Here is a 24,457-nt window from a genome sequence, read left to right on the forward strand (position 1 = left end):
CGGGCGTCGGCCACCTTCCAGGACATTCCATCGCGGTGGGTGAGCCGCAGGGCCAGGAACTGATCCGCCTCGACGACGAAGATGCGGTGCAGGTAGGCCAGGAGCTTCGGAGTGAGCTGCATGTCAGGTCAGGTCGATCGCGCCAGGCATCAGCTTGGTGCGCTTGTTCGGCTGGACGCTGGCCAGCGGCTCGGAAGGAACGAAGTCGTAGACCCCCTCGATCTCCATGACCTGCGCGATGATCTCGGCCAGGATCGCCGGCTGGCCGATATCCAGGGACCGAATGTAGCCGAAGATCGCCTGCTCGGCCTGGGTGAGCAGGGTGGGCTTGTCGTAGCCGGCTAGCGGCGTGAGCACGCCGGCGACGTCCACGACCTGCTCGAAGGCCGCATGCACGTCCACCTTGACGCCGGCCGCCTTCCAGCCGGGCACCTTTCTGCCGCTGGCGTCGACGTAGCCGTAGATCACCTCCCGCGCCCGCTCGACCAGGGCGCTGGTGGTGTTGCCGACACCGTTGTGAACGTAGCACTGCACCCAGGCGATCGGCTGGTTGGGGTCGTCGAGGTAGGGCTCCACGACCGCCGCCGCCACCACGCGCTCGATCAGGTTGCCCTGGGCATCTTCGCGCGTCGTGGACTTCAGGCCGTAGTCGATGGCCGCCACCGTGCCCCGGTTCAGGGACTGGATGAAGGCGTTGAACCGGACCTTGCGGTCGTCCTCGCTTTCCGCGTCGGTGCCGCTGGCGAAGTCGTCGAGGTTGGTGGCGCTGACCAGGCCGTCTGGGGTGGGCGACAGGGTGAAGACCTGGCCGGCCATGATGTTGCCGATGACGCCCGGCGAGTCGGCGGCGACCAGGATGTCGGCGAAGGTGTTGCCCGGCGGGATCGTGACATCCTCGCTGGACGTGTAGTCCACGCGGCCATTGGCCGGGGAGAACGAGGTGCCGGCCGGGATCAGCACGGGCTGATCGCTGGCCTCGATGGTCACCCGCACCAGGCCGGCCGCCGCCACGGCATCGATCGGATCGAAGCTGAACGAGGTGTAGACCGCCGTCTGGATGCCTTCGATCAGGCCGATGACGAACTGCTGGTACATCTCGTCCATTTCAGCCGCCGGCGCCTCGACCAGCGTCCGAAACACCGAGCCGATGTTGAAGTCCGTCACCTTGTTCTGGGTGGACTTCATCACGTTGCCAATCGAGGCAACGATCGACACAAAATCCTTGGTCTGAAAGGCCATCTATGATCCTTGTGCCGTGGTCGATACTTCGACCGCATTGCCGGAGATCGGCTCGGCCACGACGGTGATTCGGGTGGTGTCGCCAACGGTGTCCGCCACGGCACTGCGGATCCGCGCGATACGCGGGTCAGCGGCCACGGCGGCGCGGGCGTATTGGGCGCACAGCAGCGCCTTGGTGGGCCCGTTCACGGCCCCCAGCATGCGCTTGACCAGCGAGCCGTAGTCCTGGTGGTAGAGCAGCTCGCCGCGCGCCGTGTCGACGCGGTGCTTGAGCGCCTGGCGCAGGTTCGAACGGCCGGTGACCACCTTGAAGTCGCCGTCCTCCACCTCGAGGCGGCCACGGTTCAGCGCCATGTCCGCTTCGAAGACCTGGTCTGGATTGGTGTTGACCACCTCCGGCCGCGTCGGCGCCGGAACCATGATGGCCTGACCGGCCACGGCCACGCGCGGGCCAGCCGCCGTATCGCTGACAAACGGCGGCAGCAGGTCGTTGATCGCGATCAGCTCGTACCAGCGGCCGGCGTCGCCCAGCTCGCGGGCGGCGATCTTTTGGAGGCTATCGCCACGCCGAACCTCGACGTAGCGATAGCCATAGAGTTCGCGGTCGAATTGAGTGCTCATGCCGCGATCGCCATGCCGTCGGTGGCTGCCTGGATGGTGCTGCCGAGCTGGTCCGTGGACATCGGCTGCAGGACCGGATCATTGGCCGCCAGGGTGCGCAGCGCCGTGTTCGAGCTCTGCGTGATGGTGATCGGGTCGGGGCCACCAGTGGGCACCGCCTTGTAGAAGGGGTTCTCGCCAGAGATCGTGCTGATCGGGCGGCCGCCAGCCGTCGACGAGCAGTTCGAAGCGCCGAACATGGGCGTGTAGTCCGGGTAGAAGATTTTCTTGCGCAGCGCGTTCTTGAACACGCAGAAGATGTTCGAGTAGGCGCCCGCGATCTGCTGCAAGCGGGTCTTGATCTGGCCGGGAATACTGGCTACCGCCGCCAGGGTGCGGAAGATGTTCACGCCGGCCTGGGCGACAGATTGCGCGATGCTGATGAAGCTGCCGGCGAGATTGTCGATGGCCGCGATGGTGCCGCGCACCGCGCTGTAGAGCTGCTGGGTGAACTGCAGGAACGCTTTGACCGGCGCCACCAGCGTGTTCTGGACGAACTGGTTCACCTCGTTGATGAAGGCGGTGATCTTCTTGACCGAATCGATGATGCTGGCGATGCCGAGCTTCTCAGTCAGGCCGCTGCCGAGCGGGCCGGAGGACAGGTTCAGGCCGGCGAGCTGATCGACGTTCTGGTCGAGGATCGCCATGGAAATCTGGTAGCGGCACAGCAGCGGGCTGGCCTTCGAGCGGCGCAGCACGAACGACGTCGGCGCCACCACGCCGCTGAACTGGTCGAGCGTGTCGCTGAAGATCAGTTGCACCAGGTCCGGGTCGCGCCCCTGAAGCACGGCGTCTTCGCGGCGCTCGTGCCACTGCGTGAACACCTGGTCGAACAACTGGCGGAAGCGGGTCTCGCCGTCGGCGCCGGCAAACCCCTGCCCGCGCCAGCCGGTGCTGCCGGCGATGTTCACGATCGGCACGCCCGGGCCAAAGTTGTCGGCCCAGGCACCGCCCAGGGTCTGCTGAACGTTCATGCGCGACGTGTCGGTGCGCGTGAGGTCTTCCGGCCGGATGACCAGATCGACGCTCACGGGCGCGTCGCCCGACGCTTGGTCGTTCAGCACGAAGCTGATCGGGCGCTCAGCAGCCTTCTGACTGGCGGGCGTGGAGAAGTTCATGCGCAGAGTGTGCCGTCACGACGGAAAATCCAATATTGCTCAAAATTGAGCAGAGCAGTAGAATCGGGACTCCAACCCATTTTCAGACACGACCATGAAACACGCTTTGTTGGCAATGGCAGCCGCCCTGATGGTTACCTCCGCCCACGCCGGTGACGCCGCCGACGATGAGTGGCAGTTGGCCTCGGATACCGAAATCATCTGCATGCCCATGCGGGACATTTTCCAGGGCATATCCTCGCCCCAGGAGCTGTCGCGGATGATCCCGCAATACACCGGCCAGACCCTGTACGTGGACTACGCCTCGGACCGGGTGGCCCTGTTCATGGATCGGGCCGATCGCTACCCGCCCCGGATCCTGATCCAGGGCAAGGAGCACTGCCTCGCCATGCTGCGCCGGATGCGCACCACCGACCGTTAGGGCACCGCGTCCGAGGTCCGGCCGCCCGCATCGTTCTCGTTGTGGCCGTGGCCCTTGAGCGAGATGTCGTCGGCCTGCACATCGCCACCGACCACCCGGATCGAGCCCTTGATCGTGGAGGTGGCGCCGCCGGTCCCGCCCTCGCCGTCGACGTTCATGACGCCTACCACCGACTGGTTGCCGGTCATCGTGGTCTGCGGCGTGTCGTTGGTGACGCTGGGCGCCTTAATCGTGGCAGCACCGGCCGATTCCATCGTGTAGGTGCCCCCGACCTTGTGCAGGAAGTTGCCGTCGTGCTCGACCCTGACGTTGCCGCTCGGGTCGATGTGCAAGGTCGCCACCGGGCTGCCGGCATTCGCCACGACGAGCTGCACGTGCGGCGCGGTGGCGGTGTTCTTGGTGATCTTCCAGTTGCCGTCGACGTCCTTGCCGGTCAGGTCCTCGTGGTCCGGGCTTTCCGCGATGCGCAGATAGGTGCCGCTCGGATGGGACCACTCGGTGTTGCCTTTGGCGTCCGTGGTCGAATAGACGTCGGAGGTGTGCCGGTTGACCCGGCGGCCCAGCTCCTTGAACAGCATCTGGCAAATCTGCGGGAAGCGGAACCCGATCACCACCGGGTAGCGCCCGTAGAACAGCACGGCGGCCAGCACGTCCTGGTCGGTCGGCTGGCGCAGGTCCCACTTGTTGCCGCTGCGCGGCGTCGCCACCGGCGACAGGTCATTGGACCCGGCATTGGTCGCTGCCATGGGCGCCAGCACCTGCACGCCCGCCAGGTGCGCGCCGTCATCGGTCATGACCAGATCGACCGAGTAGTCCTCGGGATGAATGGCCGCGACGCGGCCCCAGCGCAGAGGTCCGTTATCCACCCATGCCACCATAGAGTTCGGCCAGGTACGGGCTGGATGCCCCGCCCTCGCGGCGGACGCGCTCGACAAAGCCCATGCCGCGATCGACCGTCAAAGTTGAGAAGAAGCCCTGAAACGGGATGTACTCGTGGTCCACCTGGGCCACGTAGTATTCTGCCATCATGCCGCCGCGATCGGTCATGATGTACGACCCGGCGCGGATGTTCTCGTTGCCGCGCACGCGCAGCATGCCGCGTTCGAGCAGCACGTTGTCCTTGTTCTGCTCGACCAGGGCCCGGCGGCGCAGGCCGATCCAGTCGGCCATGTCGTTGTTGCGCTTCTGCTGGTCCTGCTTGTCCTGGCCGCTGTTGAAGGTCGTCACCGCATCGCCACCCATCTCGGTCTGAGTGTCCATCATGCGCAGCCCGTACAGGCTCACGGCGCTGTTCTGGTAGTTCTCGAGCAGGACGTTGTCGCGGTCGTTGCCCTGGATCGCGAACAGGCGCGCGTCGATGTCGCTGACCAGCTCGAAGCGTGGCGCCCGGACCCAATAATAGTTGGCGACGTTCGCATCCGAGCGCGACAGGCGCGATTGCACGATGTCCTTTGCCGGCACAATGATCGGCTTGGGGATCGACCAGTCCTCGTTGTGGACCTTGTTGTAGATCAGCTCGCCGTCCAGGTCCTTGGCCGGGTTCGGCCGAAACACGCAATGCACGCCGTCTTCGCGATCCTCAAGATACAGCTCATTCCACGCGCCGACGTCGGTGAACATCCGCATGAGCTCGTAGACCGTGCCCTGCTGGCTCTGGATGCCCGCGATGCTGGTGACGCCATGGGTCACCTGGATGTCAGGGATCACCGCGCGCGGCAGCAGCGCGTCCTCGGGGATGAAGCCCGCCAGGTAGGGGTTGATGATCTTGTCGATCACCTCGGCGATGAACTCGTTGGCCGGCATGACCGTCTTGAAGCCCACGCCGAACCGCTCGAACAGGCGGAAGCTGGACAGCAGGTCCTCGCCGATCACGTAGCCCGGCAGCAGCCGGATCTGGAGCTGCTGCCAAATCTTGCCGTAGTCCTGGCCGTTCACCACGATCGCGCGCGTGGGCTTGCCGTCGGCCGCCATGATCTCGTCGCGCACGACCTCCGACACGAAGCCGCGCATCACGATGGTCGGCCGGGTTGGGTCCTTGTCGCTGCCGCCAGCGCTGATCACGTTGCCGATCAAGTCGGGCGGGTCGTGGCGCATCCTGATCTCGATCAGGTCCATGGGCTCAATGATGCCGAACAGCGATTCGAAGGAACTGGTGCCCTTCACCGGCTTGTCGGCGAAGGTGAGCGAGAAGCCGCCGGCGGGCTCACGCACCGACTTGGAGGTGCGCACGCCGCTGCCCTCGCCCAGGAAGGGCGTGAGGTCGATCACCTCGTCCTGGTCGCTAAAGCGCATCGAGACGGGGTTGGTGCCATCGAGGAAGGCCCGCCGCACGGTCTTGAACAGGGTCACCCTGACCCCAGGCTGGTAGACTTTGACGGTCGGGCTCATCGCGCGGCTCCGGACGGGGTAGGCGCGCCGGTCCGGGTGGCGACCGTCATGGGCTGGACGGTGCCGACGGGCTTGCCCTCGGTGTTGTTGATGGTGCCGGTGACGTGCACGTTGAGCGTGTTGCTGCCCGCGCCGCCGCTGCTGGCGGACGCTCCAGCCGGCAGCGGCGTGCTGTGGCTGTCCTGCATGCTGGCGTAGAGGTCCCGGGCGATCGCCTCGCGTTTCGCCTTGTTGTAGGCGTCGTCGGCCTGGGCGGGCCGCTCGTATTCCCGCTGCACGATGGTCGAGGCTTCCTCCACCGACGTCGCGGCCCTCAGCTTGTTGCCGGCGGACTTCTCGGTGTTGCGCAGCTCCCAATCCACGAATGCCAACTGCTGCTTGAGCGTGGCATCCTTCACGTCGATGCCGAACAGCTCCTTGAACTTGGCCTGGCGGTCCGGATGCCATTGCGCGACCCCGTGCGCCTTGCCGTTGTCGCCCACGGCATCCGTGCGCATGCCGCTCTCGGCCTGGAGGTTCGCCACGATTCCGATGGCCTGCTCGCGGGACCAGCCCAGGCGCTCGAGTTCCTGCACCGCGTCCTTCATCGTGCCGCTGACGGGTCCGCTGCTGGAGCCTGGCGTCTTGCCGAACTCGGCGCGGATCTTGGCCCGCTCAGCCTGCAGGGCCTGGTCGGCGCCCTTGCTGGCCGCCTCGCGCTCCTTCTGGAGCCCCTGGGCGCGCACGGTCGCGTCGGCCTCGACCTGCTGGAGGCGTTCGACCTCGGCGGCATGAGCCTGCCGTTCCTCCAGCGGCTTGCCCGCCCACTGGCCGGTCTTGGCCAGGTCCATCTGCTCCTGGCGCAGCCGCTCCGATTCCGCCTTGGCGAGCTTGGCCTCGTCCTGGGCGGCCTTGATCCGCTGGGCAAAGCCGGCGTCGACCGCCGCCTTGCGCTCGTTCGCCTCGTTCTCCGCCACCGCCAGGCGGATGCCCATGGGCCCGAGTTTGTCCTTGCCGCCAGCCATCAGCAGGATGCCCGCGCGCATGTCGTTCATGAGCGGGATCATCTTGGCGGCCAGCTCCTGCAGCTCGTTCTGCACGCCGACGATGGTGCGGCGGGTCTCCGAGCCCTCGGTCTTCTCCTGGTCGCGCGTGGCCACGAGCTCCGACAGGACGTCGCGCATCTGTTCTTCGTTGCCGCTGGCCATCGCGTCGCGCAGCCGGCGGGCATCCTTATCCGACAGCGCGTCGCTGCCGATCCGGTTGAACAGGCCGCCCGCAACCTCGTCGAGCGTCGAGCGGTCGCCGGAGTTGATGCGCGCCAGGGTCGAGATGCCCTTGGCGTTGACCTTGCTGAGATCGACGCCCTGGCGCCCCAGGCGACCCATGACGCCGCCAAGGTCGGCGGGCGAGGTCGTAGCCAGGGCCATCGCCTGCGAGGTGTTGATGCCAAAATAGTTGCTCATGGCGCTGGCCATCAGTTCAGGGCGGCCGGCATAGACCTCCTTGAACTTGTCCATCAGCATCTGGAGGTTGGTCGCGGCCGAGCCGGACGCCGTGCCCGGCGACGAGCCGCCGAACATCGACCGGTACCGGTCGTAGACGCCGCCGCTCTTGAAGGTGTCGGCGCCGGTGCCGAACGCGCCCTGCTCTTGCAGCAGCCGCGTCTGGATGGGGTCCAGGCCCAGCCGGCGGCCGAGCGCCGCATAGGTGAAGTTCTGGCCGGCCTCGCCGGCGGCGCCGCCCGCCTGGATGGAGGCGTTGACGCGGCCAAGCATCATGGCCGCGCCCTGCGGGTCCAGACCCGGGATGCCGCTGCCCATCAGGCCGGTGAGCATTGACGAGTAGCCGCTGGCGTTGGCGGCGGTAAGCCCCAGGCGGGTCTGCTGCTGGGTGAAGTTGGCGATCGCCGCCAGCACCTCGTCGGCCTTGGAGAAGGTGCCCGACTTGTCGATCGCCTCGCCGATCATCAGTGCCAGCGCGCGCGAATCGTTGGCGTTGCGGGTGACGCCCATCTCCCGCATCTGGCCGAAGAAGTTGTTGCTCTGCGACGGATCGAGGCCGAAAGCGCGCGCGAACCCGGCGTTGACGAGCACGTCCTCGGCGAGCGAATCGGCGTCGCCCGGCCGCAGGCCCGCCGCCTTGGCGAACTCCAGTCCCAGGCGCTGGCCTTCCTCGAAGGTGACGTCGAGCTCCTTGGAGGCCGTGCGCAGGCTATCGCGCAGCAGGTTGAAGCCGACGTTCACGTCGCCCAGCGTGCGCTTGAGCGTGTCGTAGCGGATGGCCTCCTGCTCGGCGTCGCCGATCTTGTCGCGGACCCCGCCCACGGCCTTGCCGACGGCGAGCGCCACCAGGCCGCCCGCCAGGCCGGCCAAGCCGGAGATAACGCCGCCCGACATCCCCATGCCGATCGCGGTGTTGGTGACGCCGCCGACCGGACCGGCGGCATTGAGGCCCGACGCCAGAATTTGCCGGCCGATCACCCGAGACGAGCCGGGGCCGGGAGGATGGCCCGGCGGTGGCGGCGGCGCGGGCGGCGTGCCAGGCGGGACGGGCGGCTGCGCAGGCGGCGTCGACGCGGTGAAGGTGCGCCCGGTGACGTACTCGAAGTGCTGCCGCATCGCGCGGGCGCGCACGGCAGGGTCGGAGTACATCTTCGACCAGTCCAGGCTGAAGAAGTCCTGACCCTTTTGACCGGTAGCCTTGAGCTTCGAGTTGAAGGCACCCGAAATCTTCTGCAGGTTCTCGTACTGAGCCTGCATCTTTTTCAGATCGTCGATCGAAGCCTTGCTGATCGGACTGTACTTGACCTTGTTGGCCTCGGCGACGGCCTTGCCCACCGCATTGATCTGCTGAACCAGCTTCGCGGTGGCCTGGGAGACGTCGCCGGTGTCGAACTTGGCTTCGACCGGGATCTTGATGCTCATGAAATGCCCTTGGTGGTGTCAATCACCGTTTCGAATTCGTCGTCAGGATCACCTGCCCGGCCAGCGGCCGCATCTTCTTTGGCCCATTGCGCAGTAATCTCGTCGGCATCGAACTCGGTATCCTCGAATTCTTCCGTCACGTTGCTTTCGGCGTAATGGTGCGCCCAAAAATCAGCAGCGATTTCTTCGCGCGTGGCGTCGAGGAAACGCGGGTCAGTCGGCGGCAGGTTGTACCGGCGCCGGAACGCGAACTCCATTGTCCGGGACCACTCCCTGCCCGTCCGCCTGGCCGTTTGCATCGCCAGAGCGGCGAAAGGAGCCCTCCTTTTCGCGCAGGGCGGCGTGCACCTTGCGCAGCTTCGCGTAGGTGTCCGGGTCGAGCGGGTCCATCTCGTCGATGTCCCAGCCATCCGGGGCCGCGACCGTGAGCACCTTCAGCGCGGCGATCCAGCCGGCAACCGCCTCGAGCCACGGCGTGGGGGTGTCCACGCCCTCGGTGAGGCGCGAGTATTCCGAGCCGATCGCCAGCTCGTCGCGCAGCTTGCGCTTGCCGAAGGTGAAGGCGCCGATGCCTTCGACGGGAACAGTGAAATCGGTGCGGTTGGGGAGGCGGGCCATGAGTTTTCCTGGTGAGATAGAAAACAGCCGCCAGCAGGCGGCTGTCGTGGGGCGTGGACGCGCTAGGCAGCCAGGCCGGATACATCCAGCGCGTTGAACACGGCCTGCTGCACCGTGATCGCGTGCTTCTGGATCTCGATGCTGCCCGAGGCGTAGGAGCAGCCCATGTACTTGCGCAGCAGGTCGCCGGTGTCCTTGTCATAGGACTCGAAATCGAACACCAAGCCCTGAAGGACGGCGTCGCCGTTCTCCATGGCGATGCCGGCTTCCAGCATGGCGCCGCGCCGCAGGACCATGGCGCTCACGTTCAGCGTGTGGCGGGCCATGGTCGGCACCCATTCGGCGACGTGGATGTCGCCGACGCCCGAGGCGGGCTCCGGCGCGTAGTCGTCGTTCATGCTGACGTTCTGGATCAGGCCGATTTCCTTGCCGTCGAACCGCACGACGATCCGGTTACCCGACCGTACTTTGATATTTTGTTGCATTGCTGATTACTCCCGGGTGCGATCCAACGATTAAGCCGAGGCCGAGCCGGACCACGGCACCGCAGCGATCGTGATCAGGATGTAGTTGTTGGGGATGACCGGCGAGACTTGCGCCTGGAGCCGGAGGACATCACCCTCGATGCTGGCCTGGATGTTCTTGTAGGGCGGGTTGGCCTCGTCGCCGGCCAGCACGCCCACGCCCTGCGGCTCGGGCCGCGACAGCTCGCGCAGCACGCTGTCCGAGCGGCTGATGGCCTGGGAGATCAGCAGCGGGTTCGACTTCGAGCCGCGCAGAGAATCGACGGCCTGGCGCCAGTTGCGCGCGGTGAAGTCCACAGCAACGCCGGTGGAGACCTCGCGGCGGTTGTAGTTGCTGTTGATCAGCCAGGTGCTGATCGACTGCACGACCTTGTAGCCGGTGTCGGTGTTCTCGACGCACAGCACGCCGCCGTTGATCAGCACGTCGGTCTCGGTCGGGTTGCGCAGGTCGCGCTCCAGGGCCACGACCTTCAGCGCCTTGTTGGTCATCGGCGTGCCCGGGTTCACGCCGGCGAACGCGCCAGCGATCAGGGCGGCGGTCAGGTAGGCCGGACGCAGTACCAGGTTGCCCTGGGGGTCGTAGCTGTAGTGTCCAATGTGCACGAGCGAGGTCCGGTCGCTGTTCAGCGACTTGGCGGCCGAGATCGCGTCCTCGTTGGACGTGCCCAGGTCGGTGCCGACGATGGCGCGGCGTTCCTTCTTGTTGTTCGACATGAAGGAGACGTGCGCGTCGTTCATGGCCCAGATGGAGGGCTCGGGCGAGATCGGGGTCACCCACTGCACGTCCACCGTCTGGAGGGTCTCGTAGGCATCCGCCCACTCGGCATTGGTGACGATGCCATCCGAGCCGCCGGACAGGTACGTGAAGCCGACGTTTCCAGGCACAGCACCGGCGGTGGCGCCACGGGTGGCCGTGACAAAGCCTTCGCCCGAGCTGTTGAACCAGTCGATGATGGCCTGCAGGTTCGCGGTGACCACGAACTCGGCGGTCTTCACATCCTGGCTGGTCACATAGTCCAGGCCGTTCAGGGCGAGCTTGTTGTTGTTGCCGTCCTTCACCGACGCCGCGAAGCCCGTCAGCGAATTGATGCGATCCACGACCTGCTGCACGGTCTTGAAGGTCGCCAGTTCAATCGTGTCGATCGTGGTGCCGGAGGGCGCCTGCAGCACGATGCTGGTGCCGGTGATCGACATCGTGGCCGTGGCGGCAGCGCCGCTGTACTGCACGCCGAAGGCGTTCCGCGCGACGTTGTCAGCGGTGTAGTAGTCGTTGCCGAACTGCGTGGTCAGCTTCTTGCCGGCGGTCGATCCGGTCTCGACCTTCACCTTGATCTGGTTGTTGCGCAGGCCGTAGTCGGTGGACTTGAGCGTGATCACCGGGTTGGAGCTGGCGTCCAGCAGGGTCAGCGAAGCCTGCTCCGCCGGGTTCACCCGGACGGCCACGACCGACTGCGGCGCATTGGTTTCCGGGCTCGGGTCGAACGCGGCGCGCACGGCGTCCAGCAGCTCGCCCTCGACCAGCACCGCCTCCGCCTCGGACGGCGTGCCGAAGCGCAGCGCCGTGTTCGGCTTACCGCCGAGCGACCGACCGATGAAGGCGACGACGTTGCCGACGGTCAGGTTTTTGTTCGCCATCGCGCTGTCGTCCACCTTCGAAGCGGTGGTGGGCGAGACAAGCAGACGGCCATCGAAGAAAACAGGCATGATTGCTCCAATCAGACGGGAGTTTTGACGAATGCGTCGAAGCGAGACTTGAAGGCGCTTTCGTAATCCTTGACGCGCCCTGCTTTGGTCTCGACGTAGTAGAAGCCGTTGATCAGCTCGGGCCGGCGAACCGACGCGGACAGCCGCAGGCAGAACTCGTCGAGCGTGACCTTCTCGGCGGCCGGGTCATCTTTCACGGTTGCGGGAGTGGTCTGGGCTTCGTCGCCCGGGTTGGTTGCAGCAGTGGTCTTAGCCATCATTTCCTCATTAATCGGCAAGAAGATCCGTTTCGACGACGCGGATAGTCTGCACTTCGTTGGTGACGACGACAGGCGCCAAGCAGACCAGCGAGCCATTCGTCAGGTAAAGCGGGGCCTTGAATTCATCGTTGACCGCATCGTGGTCTTGCATGCTGAACTCGATCTTCAGCATGCCGGCGTCATCGAACACCGGCAGGTTCGCCACGATGATCCGACGCAGGGCCTGGCGCAGCGCGTTGCGCTCCTGGGGGTTCAGCGACCAGCCGGTGACGGACAGGGTCACGCGGGCGAGCCAGCCCTCGCTGTCCACCCAGACGCCGCCGATGGCGTCGAACGAGGTGTCCAGCTCATCGCCGGCGGCGCGCTCGGGCGGTTCCTCGGACACGAGCTGCACCGTGACCAGCGGCAGGCGGGCATTGTCGGCCTGGGGCGGCGCCGTCAGGACCTGAATTTGTCCGGTCGGGTGACGCAGCACGTTGCGCTGGAGCTCGACCTCCAGGCCAGCAGCAAGCCGGTCACGGACGACGGTGAGCACGTCGGTGCTGGCGTCCTGATAGGTGGCGCGCGGCGTGCCGGAGGCGCTGGCACCACCATCGACCCAGGCGCCGTCGATCCAGTAGAAGGGCCGGTAGAACGCGGCCAGGTCGTTGGTCAGCGCCTTGGTGTCGAGGACGGCCTTCTCGTCGCCCACGTAGACAAGCACCGCACCCGGATCCTCCGGGCCGGCGAAGTCATCCGTTCCCTTGCGCAGGATGCGCCAACGCAGCGCGTCAGCCGGCGGCGACAGAAACAGCCGCAGCGCATTGCCGACAGGAAGGGATTGGACCGTATGGATCATGGCAACATGATGCCGTCACGACCCAGGCGTGACGGTAACCTGCCTGCATGATCCAGATGCACATGACCCTTGAGCTCGGCGACCTCCTGGCCATCAAGGGCGCGATCACCAAGGAGGTCTTCCCGCTGGTCCACCAGGCGGTTCGCGCCGTGGCGTTCCAGACCAGCGCCAACTGGCAGCAGGCCGTGCTCCAGCAAGGCGGCCTGTGGTCCGGCGAGAAGGACCGCTACGCGCAGTCGATCACCTGGAAGATGACCGGCGACTTCACCGCCGTGGTCGAGGCCTCCTACGGGGGGGCCGTCGGCATCGAGAACGGCCGGCCCGGGCGCGACCTCAAGAAGATGCTCAACACGTCGGACAAGGTCCGGCGCACCGAGAAGGGCAAGCGCTTCCTGATCATCCCGTTCCGGCACCAGACGCCCGGCAACAACGCGCACGCGCCAGCCATGCCGGAATCGGTCTACGCCATGGCCAAGGCCCTGAACGCCAGCCGCGTGACCGGCCAGGGCCAGCGGCCGTCCGGCCAGATGGTGCACCTGAACCCGAAGTCAGGCATGAGCGCCAGCGCGCTGCACTCGCCCTTCCTGTCCGACGCGAAGACCAAGGGCCATGCCATGGTCAACCAGAACCAGTACCAGTGGGGCGGGCGGCTCAAGACCAAGGGCATGGAAGGCCTGACGCCGCAGCAGCGGCGCAACCTGAACGGCATGGTCCGGTTCGACACCGGCACCGCGCAGACCCCGCACTCGACCTACCTCACCTTCCGGGTGATGATCGAAGGCTCAAAGGGCTGGGTGACCAAGCCGGAGCCCGGGCGCTTCATCGCCAAGGGCGTCACCGACAAGATGCAGCCCCTGGCGCTGGCCGCCATGACCGAGGCGATCAAGCGGACCCTTGGTTGAAGCCCCGGCCGAACAGGTCGAAGCGGCGCAGCACCACCGCCTTGGGCAGCCGGGCGCCGTGGTGCTCGTTCCGGTTCCGGGGCAACTGGTCGTAGACGTAGTATTCCAGGCGCTTGGTGCCCGACAGGCTGTACTGCATGCCGTCGGGCGGCGCGCCGCCATCCGGCCATGCCAGACTGCCGTTCTCGGCCTGCACCGGCGCCTTGCCCTCGACGATTTCGCCGGTGGCCTGGTGATACCAGAACACGCGCTGCACGCTGTCCATGATGAACCGCAGGCGCTCGGTCGGCGCGCCACGCACCAGCGCCATCGAGAACGGGTCGGAGGCGTTCATCGAGGTGACCCGATCAAAGATGCCCATCGCCCACATGGGCGAGCTGCCCTGCACGGACAGCACCAGGTCGCCATCCTCCCAGCGGCCGGACTGCGCCCAGCGCGTCTGCACGGATTGCGATGCCACCCCGGCCTTGGCGTCGACGGCGGAGTTCCAGATCACGCCCTGGCCGTGGCAGCGCGGGCAGTTGTAGTCGGCCGAGCCGGAGTTCTGGTCGACGCACGGGCAGGCGAACGCCTTACGCCAGCGGAAGGACTGGCCGATGTGGTCGAGGTGGCGATTGAAGGCGGCGGGATTCAGGCGCATCACATCACCAGCATGCGGATGCCGTGCAGCTTGCGCATCAAGCCGCCATTCGAGCCGTCAGGCCCGTTCAGCGTGTGATCGATCACCTCCTGGTACCTGCCCATATCCACACTCAGCGACTGCGACAGGCCGTCGGCGCTGATCGATCCGGACTGCGGCAGATAGGAGTCGGCCACGATCTTGAGCACGGCCAACTTCTTGGTGACGTCGATCAGCTCTGGATACTGGTTGGGCACGTCCTGGAGGCCGGCCGTGTAGTCGAGCCGCATCATCTGCGGGATCGCGCGGCCACCGGTGAGCGCCGTCATGATGATGGCGTCCATCTGGGCGAAGATCGCCGGCGAGGACGGCACCAGGTTCAGCGACCCATACTTGGCATCCCAGCGGATCCAGTCCAGCGGGATCGGCATGTAGGAGTCCTTGGAGGACGGGTAGGTGAACGAGAAGCTGATGATGTCGATGATCGGGCGCTGGCGCGTGACCAGCAGGCCCCAGCGGTCGCCACGGAACAGGTCGGGCGCATAGTCGTAGGCCGGCTCGACCTCCCAGGCCATGCCGTCCAGGGCATCGATCTGCTCCTGGGTCGGGGGCTCCACCGAGAAGAACCGGGTGGGCACCAGCGGCACACCCAGCGTGTGCGAGATTTCGGATTCGGCGGCGCGCACCTTGCCCCAGATGTAGTCGTCGGAGACCTCGACGCCGGACAGGACGCTTGCGGCGGCCGCCATCAACTGGTCGGTGCGGATCTCGTCCACCACGATGTCACGGATGAACAGCGAGTTCCTGGTGGGCAGAAACAGGGTTTCCACCGTGAGCCGGCTGCGCTTGATCATCGCGGGCCCTGTAAGCACCAGCAGGTAGTCGCCAGACGCCAGGCTCGCCGTGGCGCTGCCAGGAATCTCGACGGCGACGATGCCGGCCGCCCAATCCGCGCCCTGCACGTCTTCCGGGACATCGACCTCACCGTACAGGGCGGTCTTGCCGTTCATCGGGTAGATGGCGGCCTTGATCGGCCCGGTGGCCGGGTAGGGCTTGCCGTTCTGCAGGAGGTTGACGGTGACGATGGCGTCGCCGCCGGCGATGATGGTTGCCATGCGAGCTCACAAAGGATGGTGGCCCCGTACAGGCAGCCACCAGGAACAAGCCCCGGGCAGCCGGGGCGGCTTGCTTAGGAGATGCCCAGCAAGGTCTTCACGGCCGCCGCGTCGGCCGCCGTGAGGATCTGGCGGCCGATCGTGCTGGCGTCGCTGATGTTGGCCGCCGTGGGCTGGTAGTTGCCGGCCTTGGCCGTCGAGGCGGTGGTGCCGAGCGCCAGGCTGGATGTGCCAGCACCGATCGCCGTGCGCGCCGCAGCCCCGTCGGCGGCCTTCATCACGCTGCGGCCAACGGCGGTCGCGCCCGAAAGGGTATCGACCGTGACCGAGCCGCCTTCGCCGCTGGACTGCTCGAGCTCGGCAACCTTTTCCTGCAGGCCGACGATGATGTCGCCGAGCAGCGCCTTCGCGGCGCCGGGGCTGATGTTGTTCAGCAGCTCGCGGACGTTGGTCTTGAAGAAGGGGGTGTCAGACATGATGGCTCCTTAGAAAACCTCGGCGTCGCCATTGCTGGCGTCCGCAGCCTTATCGGTGGCCTTGGCGCGAGAGCCGCCCTTGGCCTTCGCCTCCTTGCCCGCATCGGGCTTGGCAGCAGCCTCGGCTGCGGCCTTTTCGCCGACTTCCTTCTCAGCGGCCTCTTTCTCGGCGGCTTCCTTGGCCGCAGCTTCGGCGGCTTCCTTGTCAGCGGCTTGCTTGGCGGCCGCTTCGGCAGCTTCCTTGTCGGCAGCTTCCTTGGCAGCCTTCTCGTCCGCCTCCTTCTGGGCGGCAGCGGCTGCGGCCGCGTCGGCCTGGCGCTTGACCTCGGCTGCGGCCTGGTCGGCCCTGGCCTGGGCGTCGGGGTCAACGGCGCCGTTGAGCACGTAGCCGGGGACAGCCAGGAACAGATCGGCCATCTCGCGCGTGATGGGCTCGGAAATGGACGCGTCTTCGTAGGGCTCGAACTTCACGCCGTTGATGGGCGTGAGCAGGCCGGGACGCATGCGAATGACTTTCAACAGTTCGGGCACGATGCCTCCTAAGTAAAACGGGGCGGCCGGAGCCGCCCCGAGCCCACCGGCGATTACTCGGCGGTGAACGGACGCCAGGCCGAGCCGAGCGGTACGATGTTCTTGATCAGAACATGCTGGTTGCGCTTGGTGATCCGCAGGTAGCCGCAGATCATCTGCAGCCACGGGATGATCGGCGAGTTGACCGCCGCCATCGGGATCTTCAGCATCGGCAGGAACTGGCGCCAGGCGATGGCGTGGTCCGAAGCCGACAGGTTCAGCGCGTAGGCGTTGGTCGAGCCCGGGATGCTCTGGCTCTCGTCCACGTAGACCGTGGTGGCCGAGCCCGAGGCCGGCACGCGGGCCAGTTCGCGCATGTCGGACAGCTCACCGGTCACCACATCCTGACGGCTGCGGTAGATCACATAGCCGGTCTCGGCCTGCGAGGACGAGCGGCCGATGGTCAGCGTGACCTTGCCGTTGGCGGCCACAGTGACGGCATCCGACACCACGGCGGTCGATTCGCCGTTGTGGTTGATGCCGGTGACCGCGTAGCGGTACTCGCCGGCGCGCGACGCCTTCCACTTCGAGGCCGGGCTGCCAGCGGCCGCCACGCCAGTGACCGAGGCCGGCTTGAACGGGTCGTTCTTCGTGGCGATCGCCGCGTGCTGGCCGCCACGAAGCTGGAACGGCTGCTTGCGCTTCTCGTCGCGGATGAACACGTCGTTGCGCGTGGCGACGGCGCCCCAGGAGGTCTGGATGCCGCGCACGTGGGTGCCGTAGGTGATGCTGTTCGGGCTGTTGTCCAGCGCGACGCGGAAGGCCGGGTCCAGCTTGTTGTTCAGGTCGGTCTGAACGGAGGGCGGCATGTACAGGTCGGTGATCTTGCCGAAGTTGCCGAAGCCGAACACGGTTTCAGCGGCCTTCATGACCGGATCGACCGCCGACAGGGCCTGGCCGTCCATGTTGATCACGTGATCGACCGAGCCCAGGCCCTCGATCTGCTTGGCGATACCGTCGAAGGCCTTGGGCGTGACATCCTCGTCGCCTTCGAACAGGCTGAACTCGATCGAGGTCAGCAGTTGCTTGGCGCCGTTGACCTGCTCGGTGGCCACCGGGTCCACGATGTTGTTCTGCGTGGACAGAACGATCGGGATCTTGCGGTAGGTCGTCAGGTACTTCACGCGGCCGACCCGGCGGGCGTACTCGCCATTGGCCTCGGCGGCAGCGCCGTCCTGGTCGTTGAACGAGTCACCCTCGAAGCCGCCGATCGACGACTGCTCGGTCCACTCGTCCAGCACCGCCGTAGCCTTGGGCTTGGGCAGCGCGTTGAACAGGGCGAAGTGCTCGTTGTCCTGCACCGTGGCCTGGAGCGTGGTGTCCAGGGACTGGATACGCAGCGCCGAGCCACCGGTCAGGTTGCTCATCTCGGAGCCGTAGCCGGCCTCGAGCGACTTCTGGAGCTGCGCCAGTTCGTCGGTGCTCATGTCGCCCGCAGTGACACCGGGGCCCGTGTTATTGAGAAAGTCCATGGATGCTCCTGAGAAGGCGGACTGTGGTTTTTAGGCGATCTTGGCCAGCACATCCGCCGGCGGTGCGATGCCCTGGTTGATCGAGGTTTCGATGCGGACGGCATCCATGCCGGTGATCTTGCCGGCCTGGAGGGCGGTCTGGCACTTCGCGAGGACTTCGCGCGGCGTCAGGCCTTCTTCTTCAGCGCGCGCCGACTTCGCCAGCGTGCTCGCGGGCACCTTGTCGGCGACGCTCACGGTCGAGATGCGGCCACGGCCGGCGCCACCCAGCTTGGCGAGCTGCTCGGCCTGCGACTTGATCAGCGCCTCGGCCTTCTCCAGGCGCGCGCCCTGCGACTTGATCAGGTTGAGGGCACCGCCGATGGCTTCGGACGCCTCGCTTTCGAGGGTCTGGTTGGCCGTCTTGAGCGCCGAGACCTGGCCGATCAGCGACTTGACCAGCTCGGTGCCGTCCTGGGCCTCGATGACCGTGCCGTCTTCCAGCGTGAAGCTGAACGACTTGCCCAGCACCTCGGGATCGGCGTCGGGGTCCGTGTCGGGATCGGCGTCCGGGTCCGCATCGGGGTCAGCGGCGGGATCGGCGGCGGGATCGGCGGCGGGGGTGGCCGGCGCCGGGGTGGTAGCGGGGTCCTCGGCGGCGGCCTGCGACTTCGCAAGCTGAGCGGTTTCGTCAGCTTCAATCGTCTTCAGCGTCGCCAGAAGCTCTTGCATGCTCATGGTTTGCTCCTAAGTCCAGTTTTCAGATCGCGCAGAAAGCGCGAAACCCATTCAGCCGCCTCGTCGGACGAAAGGCCAAATTCACGCCCACAAAAGGCCGCCATATCTTCGGTGCTCTTGCCCATACCGGACACACCGTCGAGGAACTTCTTGGCAAACCTGTCGCGGAACTCGGTGTAGCTCTGCGGCACGCCATCCAGAGATTGGATGCGCATGGCAGAGCCACCCGTCAGTTGCGAAACGTCGGAGCCGTAGCCGGCCTCCAACGCCTTCGAGATGATCAGCTCGCCACCCACCCAGGACTTCGCCAGGGCGCCGAACGGCACCGTGGAGATGCCGCCGACGTGCTGGTTCACCGGCTGCTGGCTGATGGCGAGGTTGGTCCAGCGGACCTTGGACACGACGGCCACGCGCTCCTTGGTGGCCGGGTCGATGCGGACGGCCTTCTCCAGGACCGATCCGCCGACGCTCGGATACCAGCGCTTGGGCGGGTTCAGCCGGGTCATGCTGTCCCACACCATGTTGGCGCGCCCGGCCAGCGGCGTGTCACCGCTGTACAGCTTGGCTTTGACGAAGGTGGCGCCGTCGCGGAACTTGACCTCGACGGGTGCGCCGACTTCCCACATCTCCGGATCGGAGATGCCCAGCCGGCGGGCTACCGCCGGGATGGTCTTGTGGTCGATGTCGATGTTGCCGAACTTGATGAAGTGGTCGGCCGAATCGCCCAGCGCCTTTTGCAGCACGATCTCGTTCTGTTGGTCGCGTTCCTCCCGCGAGGCCTCCAGATAGATGAAGCGCTCCCCTGCTTCCTCGGCCGGGGTGGCCTTCAGCATGGACTCGAAGCTGATGTAGTCGGGGACTTGCCCGAGCAGTTGTTCGTCTGAACGCATGCCACGAATGGTGCCGTCACGACCCAGGCATGCGTGCACCGAAAAGCAAAAAAAGCCGCCCGGAGGCGGCCTTTGCAGGGCGATGCGCGGCAGCTACGCCAGGGCTTGGCGGGCCTTGGCGATCACGATGCTCAGCTCGCCGCGCTCCAGCACCAGCGCCTGATACTGCGCCTGGGCGTTCGGGTCGCCCTGGCGCGCGCCCGGCTCGGCCAGCTTCAGCATGGCGTTCACCGTGCCCAGGCGCTGCTGCGCGCTGGACAGGATCTGGCGCTCGGCCGCGTCGGTCTTGGCCTGAAGGCCAGCCAGGTCGGCGAGCTGACGGCGCAGGTCGTCCGTGCTCATCACCGGGTTTCCGCCAGGCACTCGGCGCGCAGCGCCTGGTCCTTGATCGAGTAACAGCGGCCCGGGTCCTTGTGGGCCTTGGCCAGGCAGAAGGCGCGCTGGTCCGGATCGGCGATCGAGTAGCAGGCGCCGGCATCTGCCGAAAATGCAGCGGCCGGTGCCAGCAGGAGCGCCAGCACCGCGATGGTCAGGACGGCAAGAGAGAATTTGCGCAGGGTATTCATGGGCCTATTATTGCTCATTTTTTTACGTTTGTCCCGCCTCGGCGAGCTGCTTCTGCTTGATGTACCAAGCAAGCCCCGTGTCATCGAGGCCTTCCATCGGTGAGGTCATCAGGTCCCGCAGGGCGTATTTCTTCGACAGCCGGTCGCGCGCGCGGTGTTCTTCCCGGTGGTTGGCCACGAGGTCGATCAGCTCGACGTCGTTCTTCTGACCCAGCCGATCGATCCGCGCGTTGCGCTGTCCGTGGGTCTTGGCGGTATCCGGAACGTCGTGCTGGATCAGGTAGCGACCGGACTGGAGGTTCATGCCGACCGCGCCGGCGTCGGACGCCAGCAGGATGTCGGCCTGGGCCTCGCCCTTCTCCGGGTTGAACAGCTTGCGCTTGCGGTCCTTCTCGGCAGCGCTGTCGGCGCCGGTGATGGTCACCACCCGCTTGCCGGCCGCCTCGAGCCGAGCCTTGATCGCCTCGATGTCGGCGCGCGCGTGGGCGAACACCACGCCCTGCTTGTCCGGCCGGACCTGCACCTGCTTGACCATCTCGTCGATCTTGGCGTTGTCCGGGTGCGAGTTGATGACACGGCGGGTGGCCGCGTTCTTCAGGATGCCGATCGACTTCTGGAGCTTCTCGGCCAGCGCCTGGTGCTGGTCCTCCGGCACGCCCTCGAACGAGCCGGGCGAGATCGCCTTGACCGCGTCCACGTCGACCTTGCCGCGCATGCGCGCCAGGCGCGCGGCGGAGAAGTGCTTGTCGAGCTCGGCCAGCGCCTGCTTCTGCCCGCCGGTGAGCTCGACCTGCACGGTCTGCCGCTCCGCGTTCACGCCAGAGCTGATCCGGTTGGGGAACACGTAGCGGCTCATCTCGCGGCGCAGCGCCTCCTTGGACCCCAGGGTGTCGGCGCCGTACTTGCGCATGAAGGTCGCGCGATCGCCGTAGCGCTTGCGGTCCAGCTTCGAGAGCACCGAGTGGATTTCCGAGGCGTCGTTCTTGATGGGGTCGCCCGAGAAATAGCCGTAGTAGGGCGTGTTGTCCGACAGGGCGTCGGTCACGTTGGCCAGCGACGAGTTCTCCTTGCCGGCCCGGTTCACGGTCTCGTGAGCCTCGTCGACCATGGTCATGTCGAAGTTGATGCCCTCCTTCTCCATGACGGCGCGCATCCACTCCTTGCGGGCATCGGGGCTCATCGAGGCGACCCGATCAGCCATAGTGGCCTCGTCGATGCCGGCGTGCTTGGCGCCCAGGTGGATCGCATCGTCGCGAAACGACTGGTGCGTCATGACGGCGAAGTGGGTCTCCGGGTCCTTGTAGGCGGCGATGCGCTCGTCGCGCGAGGCGCCCGGCTGGATGTGCCACTTGTACTTGCCCGGCTGGAGGTAGCGCAGCGCCTCGCCGGCGAACTGGCCCTGCACGATCGAGGGCACCAGCATCAGCGCGCGCTTGACCTTGCCCTTGCTGTGCAGGTGCGAGAAGCCGCCCAGCATGATCGCGGTCTTGCCGGATCCTGCGCCCAGCGCGCCGCCCAGCCGCTTGTTGGCCTCCAGCAGCTTGATGGCGCGCTGCTGCGGGGCATACTTGCCCGACATCGACGGGTTCCAGAGCTTGACCGGCTCGCCCGGTTTGAAGTTCTGGCCCACCACGCTCATCATCTTCGCGATCTGGTTCTCGGCGGCGTGCCCGATCGTGTGGCGCTCGTCGGCCGCCAGGGGCCGCAGCGGGGCATCTTCTGCCGCCGGGCCATCATCCGACGAGAAGAAGCTCATCTGGGCCTGCTCGAAGGCGGCCTGCTGCTCGTGGGCGGCGTCCAGCTTGTCCAGCACCGAGCCGCTCGCATACTTGCCGCCGACGCGCTCGCGCAGGCTGTCGCGCAGCGCCGCCTCCTTGGCCGCGCGCGCGGCGCGCGCCGCCGGATCCACGGTGTCCAGGTGCGCCAGGTTGTTGCGGATGCTGGCCCGGCCGACCTTCAGCGCGGCGTCGGGGCGCAGCCGGTTGTAGTGCTCGGCGAACCGGCTGGTCACCTCCGAGCGGATCACGTCCTGGATCGATTCGTAGGCGCGCGCGGTGCCGCGCATCGACTTCACGTACTTGCCCCAGGACAGGGACGAGTTGTTGTAGGCGGCCGCCGCGTCGTCGCGGTCGGTCTTCCACTGCGACCAGGCCGGGTTGGTGACGGTGTCCCCGAACATGTCGGTGGTGGTGCGCTCGGGCTCGGCGGCGTCCAGTTCCTCGACCCGCGCGCGCAGCGTGGCGGTCTCGGCTGATTCGCGCGCCACGTTCTTGGCGAAGTAGTCGCGCAGCGCCCGCTGGTCCTGGGGCGTGAGGTCGCCGACCTGCTTGTAGGCGGCCACGCCGTCCGGATGGTCGGAAAGCGCGCGGTGCAGCGCCTCGGTGGACACCTGGTCCATGGCGAAGTTCTGGCGGTTCAGCGTGGAGCGCTCGCCGCCGTAGGCCTTCTCGACGAAGGCATCCGCGTACTTGTCGAAGGCCGGCGCCATGGCGTCGGCGGTCAGCGCCTTGCCCTTGCTGTCCTTGAGCGGCGCCACGGCATCGACGGCGGCCTGGTAGGCCTTCGCGTCGCCCGCCTTCTTGATCATGTCCGCCGACAGGACGTCGGCCAGGATGTCGGCCGGCGCGTCGCCATCGGCCATGCGCCCGCCGATATAGTCGCGCAGCGCCTCCTGCAGGTCGCCGCCAGACGGGTCGAACGGTCGCGCCAGGCGGGCGGCCACGCCAGGCTTCGCGTCGGTCGCCAAGTCGGGGCGCGAGGCGAAGCCTAGCGGCAGCCAGCCATCCTCGTCGGCGGAGCCGCTGATGATGGCCTGGCTGCGCTTGAGCTGCGCCAGGTCCTCGCGCTCGATCGGCTTTGCCAGGCGCTCCTGGCCAGCGGCGTTGACGGTGAGGATCAGCTCGGGACCGACGCGCTCGATCGCGTAGTCGCCCTTCTCCAGCCCCAGCGCTGCCGCCTGGGTGATCACGACGCCCTCCTGCATCTTGCCCATGGGGATTTCGAGCTTGTCCCGCGCCGGGGCCTGCATGGCCGCGATCAGCGCGGCGTTGGCCTCGGTCTCGCCCAGCACGGTGCCGAGGATGCGCCGGGCCTCGCCGATCGCGTCGCGCCGCTTGGCGTTCAGGTCCTGGGCGTGCTGCATGTCGGTGCCGGTTTCGACCGCCTCGGGCAGCTCGATGCCGGCGGCGATCTCGTGCCAGCCCTTGGCCTGCGTCAGCGCCTCGGCCGTGGCCTTGGCATAGGTGTCCGCGTGGAAGTCCTCCAGGGCCGAGCGGACCTGTTCGAAGGCCTCCGGCGAGAGGCCCGCGCGCAGCCGGCGCGCCATGACCTGCGCAGCACCGGCCACGCCCAGCACGTCGACCACCGAGCGGTCCATGACGCCCTCGCCGGCCACGGTCAGCGACAGCGAGTTGATCGCGTTGAAGGCGCCGACGCCGATGTGCCGGCCCAGCGCGTTGCGGTCGTGCTGGTCGATCTCCGACAGGAACGAGCGCGCGGCGGCCGTGCGCAGGTCGTTCTCGATGTCGGCGCGCACGGCCTCGTCCACGTTGGCGTCGTCGGCCACCACAAGCGCGTAGGCCTTGGGCAGCGCGGTGCTTTCGTCGATCTCCTGCCCGGCCGCCGCCGCCTGCTTTTGCATGAGCTGGAGCTTCTTGCGGGCCTTGAGGATGTCCAGCGCCGCCTTCATGTCGGCCTGCTTCTCAGCACCCTTCGGGTCGAACAGCGGCGTGTCGCGCAGCGCGTCGAGCTCCTGCGCGAGCACGGCCTTGGCCTCGCCGCGCGCCAGCGCCTGGGCCCGCTGCTCGGGCGTCATCGCGGCGAGCTTCGCCTCCTTGGCCTGGGCCAGATCGGCGGCCAGTGCTTCCTTCGACAGCCCGGCCTCGGCGGCGCGCTTGCCGTAGTCGGCGGCGAAGCCTAGGCCGCCGTCGGTCTGCTTCATCGGGTCGAGGTCCGCCACCGACAGCACGCCGGGGTCTTGCGATTCGAGCGGGATCTCCCCGACCTCATCGGCGCGGCCCTGGTGGTCCAGGCGCGCCTGGTCGCCGGCCTCGCGCGCGGCCGCGTGCGCCGCCGCCAGCATCTCGCGGTGGTGGCGGCCCTCCAGGGCTTTTTGCGCCTGCGGCGTGAGGTCGGTGTACTTGGACGGGTCGAACGCCAGTGTGGCCGGGTCCCAGCCCTTCGCCTTGGCGACGGTCTCGATGAACTCCTTCTCGGCCGCCACGCGCTGCTCGCGTAGGCCTTTCTTGGCCTCCTGCTTAGCCTCGTGCAGGCCGCTGGCCTTGTCCTGGGCCACGCGGTCGGCCTTGGCCTTGCGGCGGGCCTCCTGGCGGCGCTTGGCGGCGTCCGAGGCAGTCTCGCCAGGCTTGGACGGGTGGATGCGCAGGCCGGTGAGCTTGCCACCGGCGCCGCCGATGATGTGCGCGGAGCCGTCGGGGTTCTCCCGGATCAGCACC

Annotated in this window: 24 protein-coding genes; 2 read left to right on the top strand and 22 right to left on the bottom strand. The window is 66.9% G+C overall.

Translation table 11 applies throughout. The annotated features are described in order from the left end of the window. Nucleotides 1-123: 123 nt before the first annotated feature. From EQG76_RS05740 to EQG76_RS05750, 3 genes are read right to left on the bottom strand one after another with little or no spacing between them, the layout of a single operon-like run. Complete coding sequence (locus EQG76_RS05740; protein ID WP_159711410.1) at nucleotides 124-1,239, bottom strand: baseplate J/gp47 family protein; 1,116 nt, start codon at nucleotides 1,237-1,239, stop codon at nucleotides 124-126. Then, a complete protein-coding gene (locus EQG76_RS05745; protein WP_159711413.1) occupies nucleotides 1,240-1,860 on the bottom strand; it encodes a LysM peptidoglycan-binding domain-containing protein in 621 nt (206 codons plus the stop codon). After that, nucleotides 1,857-3,017, bottom strand: coding sequence for a hypothetical protein (locus tag EQG76_RS05750; protein ID WP_159711415.1), 1,161 nt, complete (start codon nucleotides 3,015-3,017; stop codon nucleotides 1,857-1,859). Before EQG76_RS05750 ends, EQG76_RS05745 begins: the two co-directional genes overlap by 4 nt. Nucleotides 3,018-3,228: 211 nt before the next feature. Here EQG76_RS05750 and EQG76_RS05755 point away from each other — a divergent pair, with 211 nt between their 5' ends. Next, nucleotides 3,229-3,438: a hypothetical protein gene (locus EQG76_RS05755; protein WP_159711417.1), complete on the top strand. Its 210-nt coding sequence runs from the start codon at nucleotides 3,229-3,231 to the stop codon at nucleotides 3,436-3,438. Here the strand turns inward: EQG76_RS05755 and EQG76_RS05760 are convergent. The 9 genes from EQG76_RS05760 to EQG76_RS05800 form a co-directional block, all read right to left on the bottom strand. Beyond that, nucleotides 3,435-4,304, bottom strand: coding sequence for a hypothetical protein (locus EQG76_RS05760; protein ID WP_159711419.1), 870 nt, complete (start codon nucleotides 4,302-4,304; stop codon nucleotides 3,435-3,437). The genes EQG76_RS05755 and EQG76_RS05760 overlap by 4 nt on opposite strands. After that, nucleotides 4,297-5,826, bottom strand: a complete 1,530-nt coding sequence (locus EQG76_RS05765; protein ID WP_159711421.1) for a hypothetical protein — start codon at nucleotides 5,824-5,826, stop codon at nucleotides 4,297-4,299. Before EQG76_RS05765 ends, EQG76_RS05760 begins: the two co-directional genes overlap by 8 nt. Beyond that, nucleotides 5,823-8,732 (bottom strand): phage tail tip lysozyme, encoded by a 2,910-nt coding sequence (locus EQG76_RS05770; RefSeq protein ID WP_200840584.1) that lies wholly within the window; start codon nucleotides 8,730-8,732, stop codon nucleotides 5,823-5,825. The genes EQG76_RS05765 and EQG76_RS05770 overlap by 4 nt, the downstream gene beginning before the upstream one ends. Next, complete coding sequence (locus EQG76_RS05775) at nucleotides 8,729-8,989, bottom strand: hypothetical protein (protein ID WP_159711423.1); 261 nt, start codon at nucleotides 8,987-8,989, stop codon at nucleotides 8,729-8,731. The genes EQG76_RS05770 and EQG76_RS05775 overlap by 4 nt, the downstream gene beginning before the upstream one ends. After that, nucleotides 8,946-9,350 (bottom strand): hypothetical protein, encoded by a 405-nt coding sequence (locus tag EQG76_RS05780; RefSeq protein ID WP_159711425.1) that lies wholly within the window; start codon nucleotides 9,348-9,350, stop codon nucleotides 8,946-8,948. Before EQG76_RS05780 ends, EQG76_RS05775 begins: the two co-directional genes overlap by 44 nt. 62 nt (nucleotides 9,351-9,412) lie before the next feature. Then, complete coding sequence (locus EQG76_RS05785) at nucleotides 9,413-9,835, bottom strand: hypothetical protein (protein ID WP_159711427.1); 423 nt, start codon at nucleotides 9,833-9,835, stop codon at nucleotides 9,413-9,415. Nucleotides 9,836-9,865: 30 nt separating this feature from the next. After that, nucleotides 9,866-11,509: a phage tail sheath subtilisin-like domain-containing protein gene (locus tag EQG76_RS05790; protein WP_159711429.1), complete on the bottom strand. Its 1,644-nt coding sequence runs from the start codon at nucleotides 11,507-11,509 to the stop codon at nucleotides 9,866-9,868. A gap of 80 nt (nucleotides 11,510-11,589) precedes the next feature. Beyond that, nucleotides 11,590-11,835 (bottom strand): hypothetical protein, encoded by a 246-nt coding sequence (locus EQG76_RS05795; RefSeq protein WP_159711431.1) that lies wholly within the window; start codon nucleotides 11,833-11,835, stop codon nucleotides 11,590-11,592. 10 nt (nucleotides 11,836-11,845) lie between these two features. Beyond that, on the bottom strand, nucleotides 11,846-12,676 hold the full coding sequence (locus tag EQG76_RS05800; RefSeq protein WP_159711433.1) for a hypothetical protein: 831 nt from the start codon (nucleotides 12,674-12,676) through the stop codon (nucleotides 11,846-11,848). A gap of 62 nt (nucleotides 12,677-12,738) precedes the next feature. On the opposite strand from EQG76_RS05800, the gene EQG76_RS05805 reads away from it, so the two are divergent. Continuing rightward, a complete protein-coding gene (locus tag EQG76_RS05805) occupies nucleotides 12,739-13,578 on the top strand; it encodes a hypothetical protein (RefSeq protein WP_159711435.1) in 840 nt (279 codons plus the stop codon). Here EQG76_RS05805 and EQG76_RS05810 read toward each other — a convergent pair. The 10 genes from EQG76_RS05810 to EQG76_RS05855 form a co-directional block, all read right to left on the bottom strand. After that, nucleotides 13,559-14,218, bottom strand: coding sequence for a hypothetical protein (locus tag EQG76_RS05810; RefSeq protein ID WP_159711437.1), 660 nt, complete (start codon nucleotides 14,216-14,218; stop codon nucleotides 13,559-13,561). The two genes, EQG76_RS05805 and EQG76_RS05810, sit on opposite strands and share 20 nt — an antisense overlap. Beyond that, entirely contained in the window at nucleotides 14,218-15,312 is a 1,095-nt protein-coding gene (locus EQG76_RS05815) for a hypothetical protein (protein WP_159711439.1), read from the bottom strand. Before EQG76_RS05815 ends, EQG76_RS05810 begins: the two co-directional genes overlap by 1 nt. A gap of 74 nt (nucleotides 15,313-15,386) precedes the next feature. Next, entirely contained in the window at nucleotides 15,387-15,788 is a 402-nt protein-coding gene (locus EQG76_RS31580; protein WP_200840585.1) for a hypothetical protein, read from the bottom strand. A 9-nt stretch (nucleotides 15,789-15,797) separates the two neighbouring features. Further along, nucleotides 15,798-16,319, bottom strand: a complete 522-nt coding sequence (locus EQG76_RS05825; protein WP_159711441.1) for a hypothetical protein — start codon at nucleotides 16,317-16,319, stop codon at nucleotides 15,798-15,800. A 53-nt stretch (nucleotides 16,320-16,372) separates the two neighbouring features. Further along, nucleotides 16,373-17,830 carry a hypothetical protein gene (locus EQG76_RS05830; RefSeq protein ID WP_159711443.1) on the bottom strand — a complete coding sequence of 486 codons (1,458 nt, stop codon included), beginning with the start codon at nucleotides 17,828-17,830 and terminating at the stop codon, nucleotides 16,373-16,375. A 30-nt stretch (nucleotides 17,831-17,860) separates the two neighbouring features. Beyond that, nucleotides 17,861-18,547, bottom strand: a complete 687-nt coding sequence (locus EQG76_RS31585) for a hypothetical protein (protein ID WP_200840586.1) — start codon at nucleotides 18,545-18,547, stop codon at nucleotides 17,861-17,863. After that, nucleotides 18,544-19,437, bottom strand: a complete 894-nt coding sequence (locus tag EQG76_RS05840) for a hypothetical protein (protein WP_159711445.1) — start codon at nucleotides 19,435-19,437, stop codon at nucleotides 18,544-18,546. The genes EQG76_RS31585 and EQG76_RS05840 overlap by 4 nt, the downstream gene beginning before the upstream one ends. A gap of 93 nt (nucleotides 19,438-19,530) precedes the next feature. Next, the gene (locus EQG76_RS05845; protein WP_159711447.1) at nucleotides 19,531-19,779 is read right to left on the bottom strand and encodes a hypothetical protein; all 249 of its coding nucleotides are present in this window, start codon (nucleotides 19,777-19,779) and stop codon (nucleotides 19,531-19,533) included. Continuing rightward, on the bottom strand, nucleotides 19,779-20,003 hold the full coding sequence (locus tag EQG76_RS05850) for a hypothetical protein (RefSeq protein WP_159711449.1): 225 nt from the start codon (nucleotides 20,001-20,003) through the stop codon (nucleotides 19,779-19,781). Before EQG76_RS05850 ends, EQG76_RS05845 begins: the two co-directional genes overlap by 1 nt. Nucleotides 20,004-20,025: 22 nt before the next feature. Continuing rightward, a complete protein-coding gene (locus EQG76_RS05855; protein WP_159711451.1) occupies nucleotides 20,026-24,456 on the bottom strand; it encodes a helicase-related protein in 4,431 nt (1,476 codons plus the stop codon). Between the last annotated feature and the right edge of the window lies 1 nt (nucleotide 24,457).

Source organism: Geminicoccus flavidas (assembly GCF_009806515.1).
Taxonomy (GTDB): Bacteria; Pseudomonadota; Alphaproteobacteria; order Geminicoccales; family Geminicoccaceae; genus Geminicoccus; species Geminicoccus flavidus.

What these genes read in the sequence shown, in the direction of transcription:
- EQG76_RS05800 (WP_159711433.1), bottom strand. Translation starts at nt 12,676, where the DNA reads ATGATCCATACGGTCCAATCCCTTCCTGTCGGCAATGCGCTGCGGCTG.
- EQG76_RS05845 (WP_159711447.1), bottom strand. Translation starts at nt 19,779, where the DNA reads ATGAGCACGGACGACCTGCGCCGTCAGCTCGCCGACCTGGCTGGCCTT.
- EQG76_RS31580 (WP_200840585.1), bottom strand. Translation starts at nt 15,788, where the DNA reads ATGTCTGACACCCCCTTCTTCAAGACCAACGTCCGCGAGCTGCTGAAC.
- EQG76_RS31585 (WP_200840586.1), bottom strand. Translation starts at nt 18,547, where the DNA reads ATGAGCATGCAAGAGCTTCTGGCGACGCTGAAGACGATTGAAGCTGAC.
- EQG76_RS05745 (WP_159711413.1), bottom strand. Translation starts at nt 1,860, where the DNA reads ATGAGCACTCAATTCGACCGCGAACTCTATGGCTATCGCTACGTCGAG.
- EQG76_RS05750 (WP_159711415.1), bottom strand. Translation starts at nt 3,017, where the DNA reads ATGAACTTCTCCACGCCCGCCAGTCAGAAGGCTGCTGAGCGCCCGATC.
- EQG76_RS05815 (WP_159711439.1), bottom strand. Translation starts at nt 15,312, where the DNA reads ATGGCAACCATCATCGCCGGCGGCGACGCCATCGTCACCGTCAACCTC.
- EQG76_RS05795 (WP_159711431.1), bottom strand. Translation starts at nt 11,835, where the DNA reads ATGGCTAAGACCACTGCTGCAACCAACCCGGGCGACGAAGCCCAGACC.
- EQG76_RS05830 (WP_159711443.1), bottom strand. Translation starts at nt 17,830, where the DNA reads ATGGACTTTCTCAATAACACGGGCCCCGGTGTCACTGCGGGCGACATG.
- EQG76_RS05840 (WP_159711445.1), bottom strand. Translation starts at nt 19,437, where the DNA reads ATGCGTTCAGACGAACAACTGCTCGGGCAAGTCCCCGACTACATCAGC.
- EQG76_RS05740 (WP_159711410.1), bottom strand. Translation starts at nt 1,239, where the DNA reads ATGGCCTTTCAGACCAAGGATTTTGTGTCGATCGTTGCCTCGATTGGC.
- EQG76_RS05810 (WP_159711437.1), bottom strand. Translation starts at nt 14,218, where the DNA reads ATGCGCCTGAATCCCGCCGCCTTCAATCGCCACCTCGACCACATCGGC.
- EQG76_RS05770 (WP_200840584.1), bottom strand. Translation starts at nt 8,732, where the DNA reads ATGAGCATCAAGATCCCGGTCGAAGCCAAGTTCGACACCGGCGACGTC.
- EQG76_RS05805 (WP_159711435.1), top strand. Translation starts at nt 12,739, where the DNA reads ATGACCCTTGAGCTCGGCGACCTCCTGGCCATCAAGGGCGCGATCACC.
- EQG76_RS05850 (WP_159711449.1), bottom strand. Translation starts at nt 20,003, where the DNA reads ATGAATACCCTGCGCAAATTCTCTCTTGCCGTCCTGACCATCGCGGTG.
- EQG76_RS05765 (WP_159711421.1), bottom strand. Translation starts at nt 5,826, where the DNA reads ATGAGCCCGACCGTCAAAGTCTACCAGCCTGGGGTCAGGGTGACCCTG.
- EQG76_RS05785 (WP_159711427.1), bottom strand. Translation starts at nt 9,835, where the DNA reads ATGCAACAAAATATCAAAGTACGGTCGGGTAACCGGATCGTCGTGCGG.
- EQG76_RS05780 (WP_159711425.1), bottom strand. Translation starts at nt 9,350, where the DNA reads ATGGCCCGCCTCCCCAACCGCACCGATTTCACTGTTCCCGTCGAAGGC.
- EQG76_RS05790 (WP_159711429.1), bottom strand. Translation starts at nt 11,509, where the DNA reads ATGGCGAACAAAAACCTGACCGTCGGCAACGTCGTCGCCTTCATCGGT.
- EQG76_RS05775 (WP_159711423.1), bottom strand. Translation starts at nt 8,989, where the DNA reads ATGGAGTTCGCGTTCCGGCGCCGGTACAACCTGCCGCCGACTGACCCG.
- EQG76_RS05755 (WP_159711417.1), top strand. Translation starts at nt 3,229, where the DNA reads ATGCGGGACATTTTCCAGGGCATATCCTCGCCCCAGGAGCTGTCGCGG.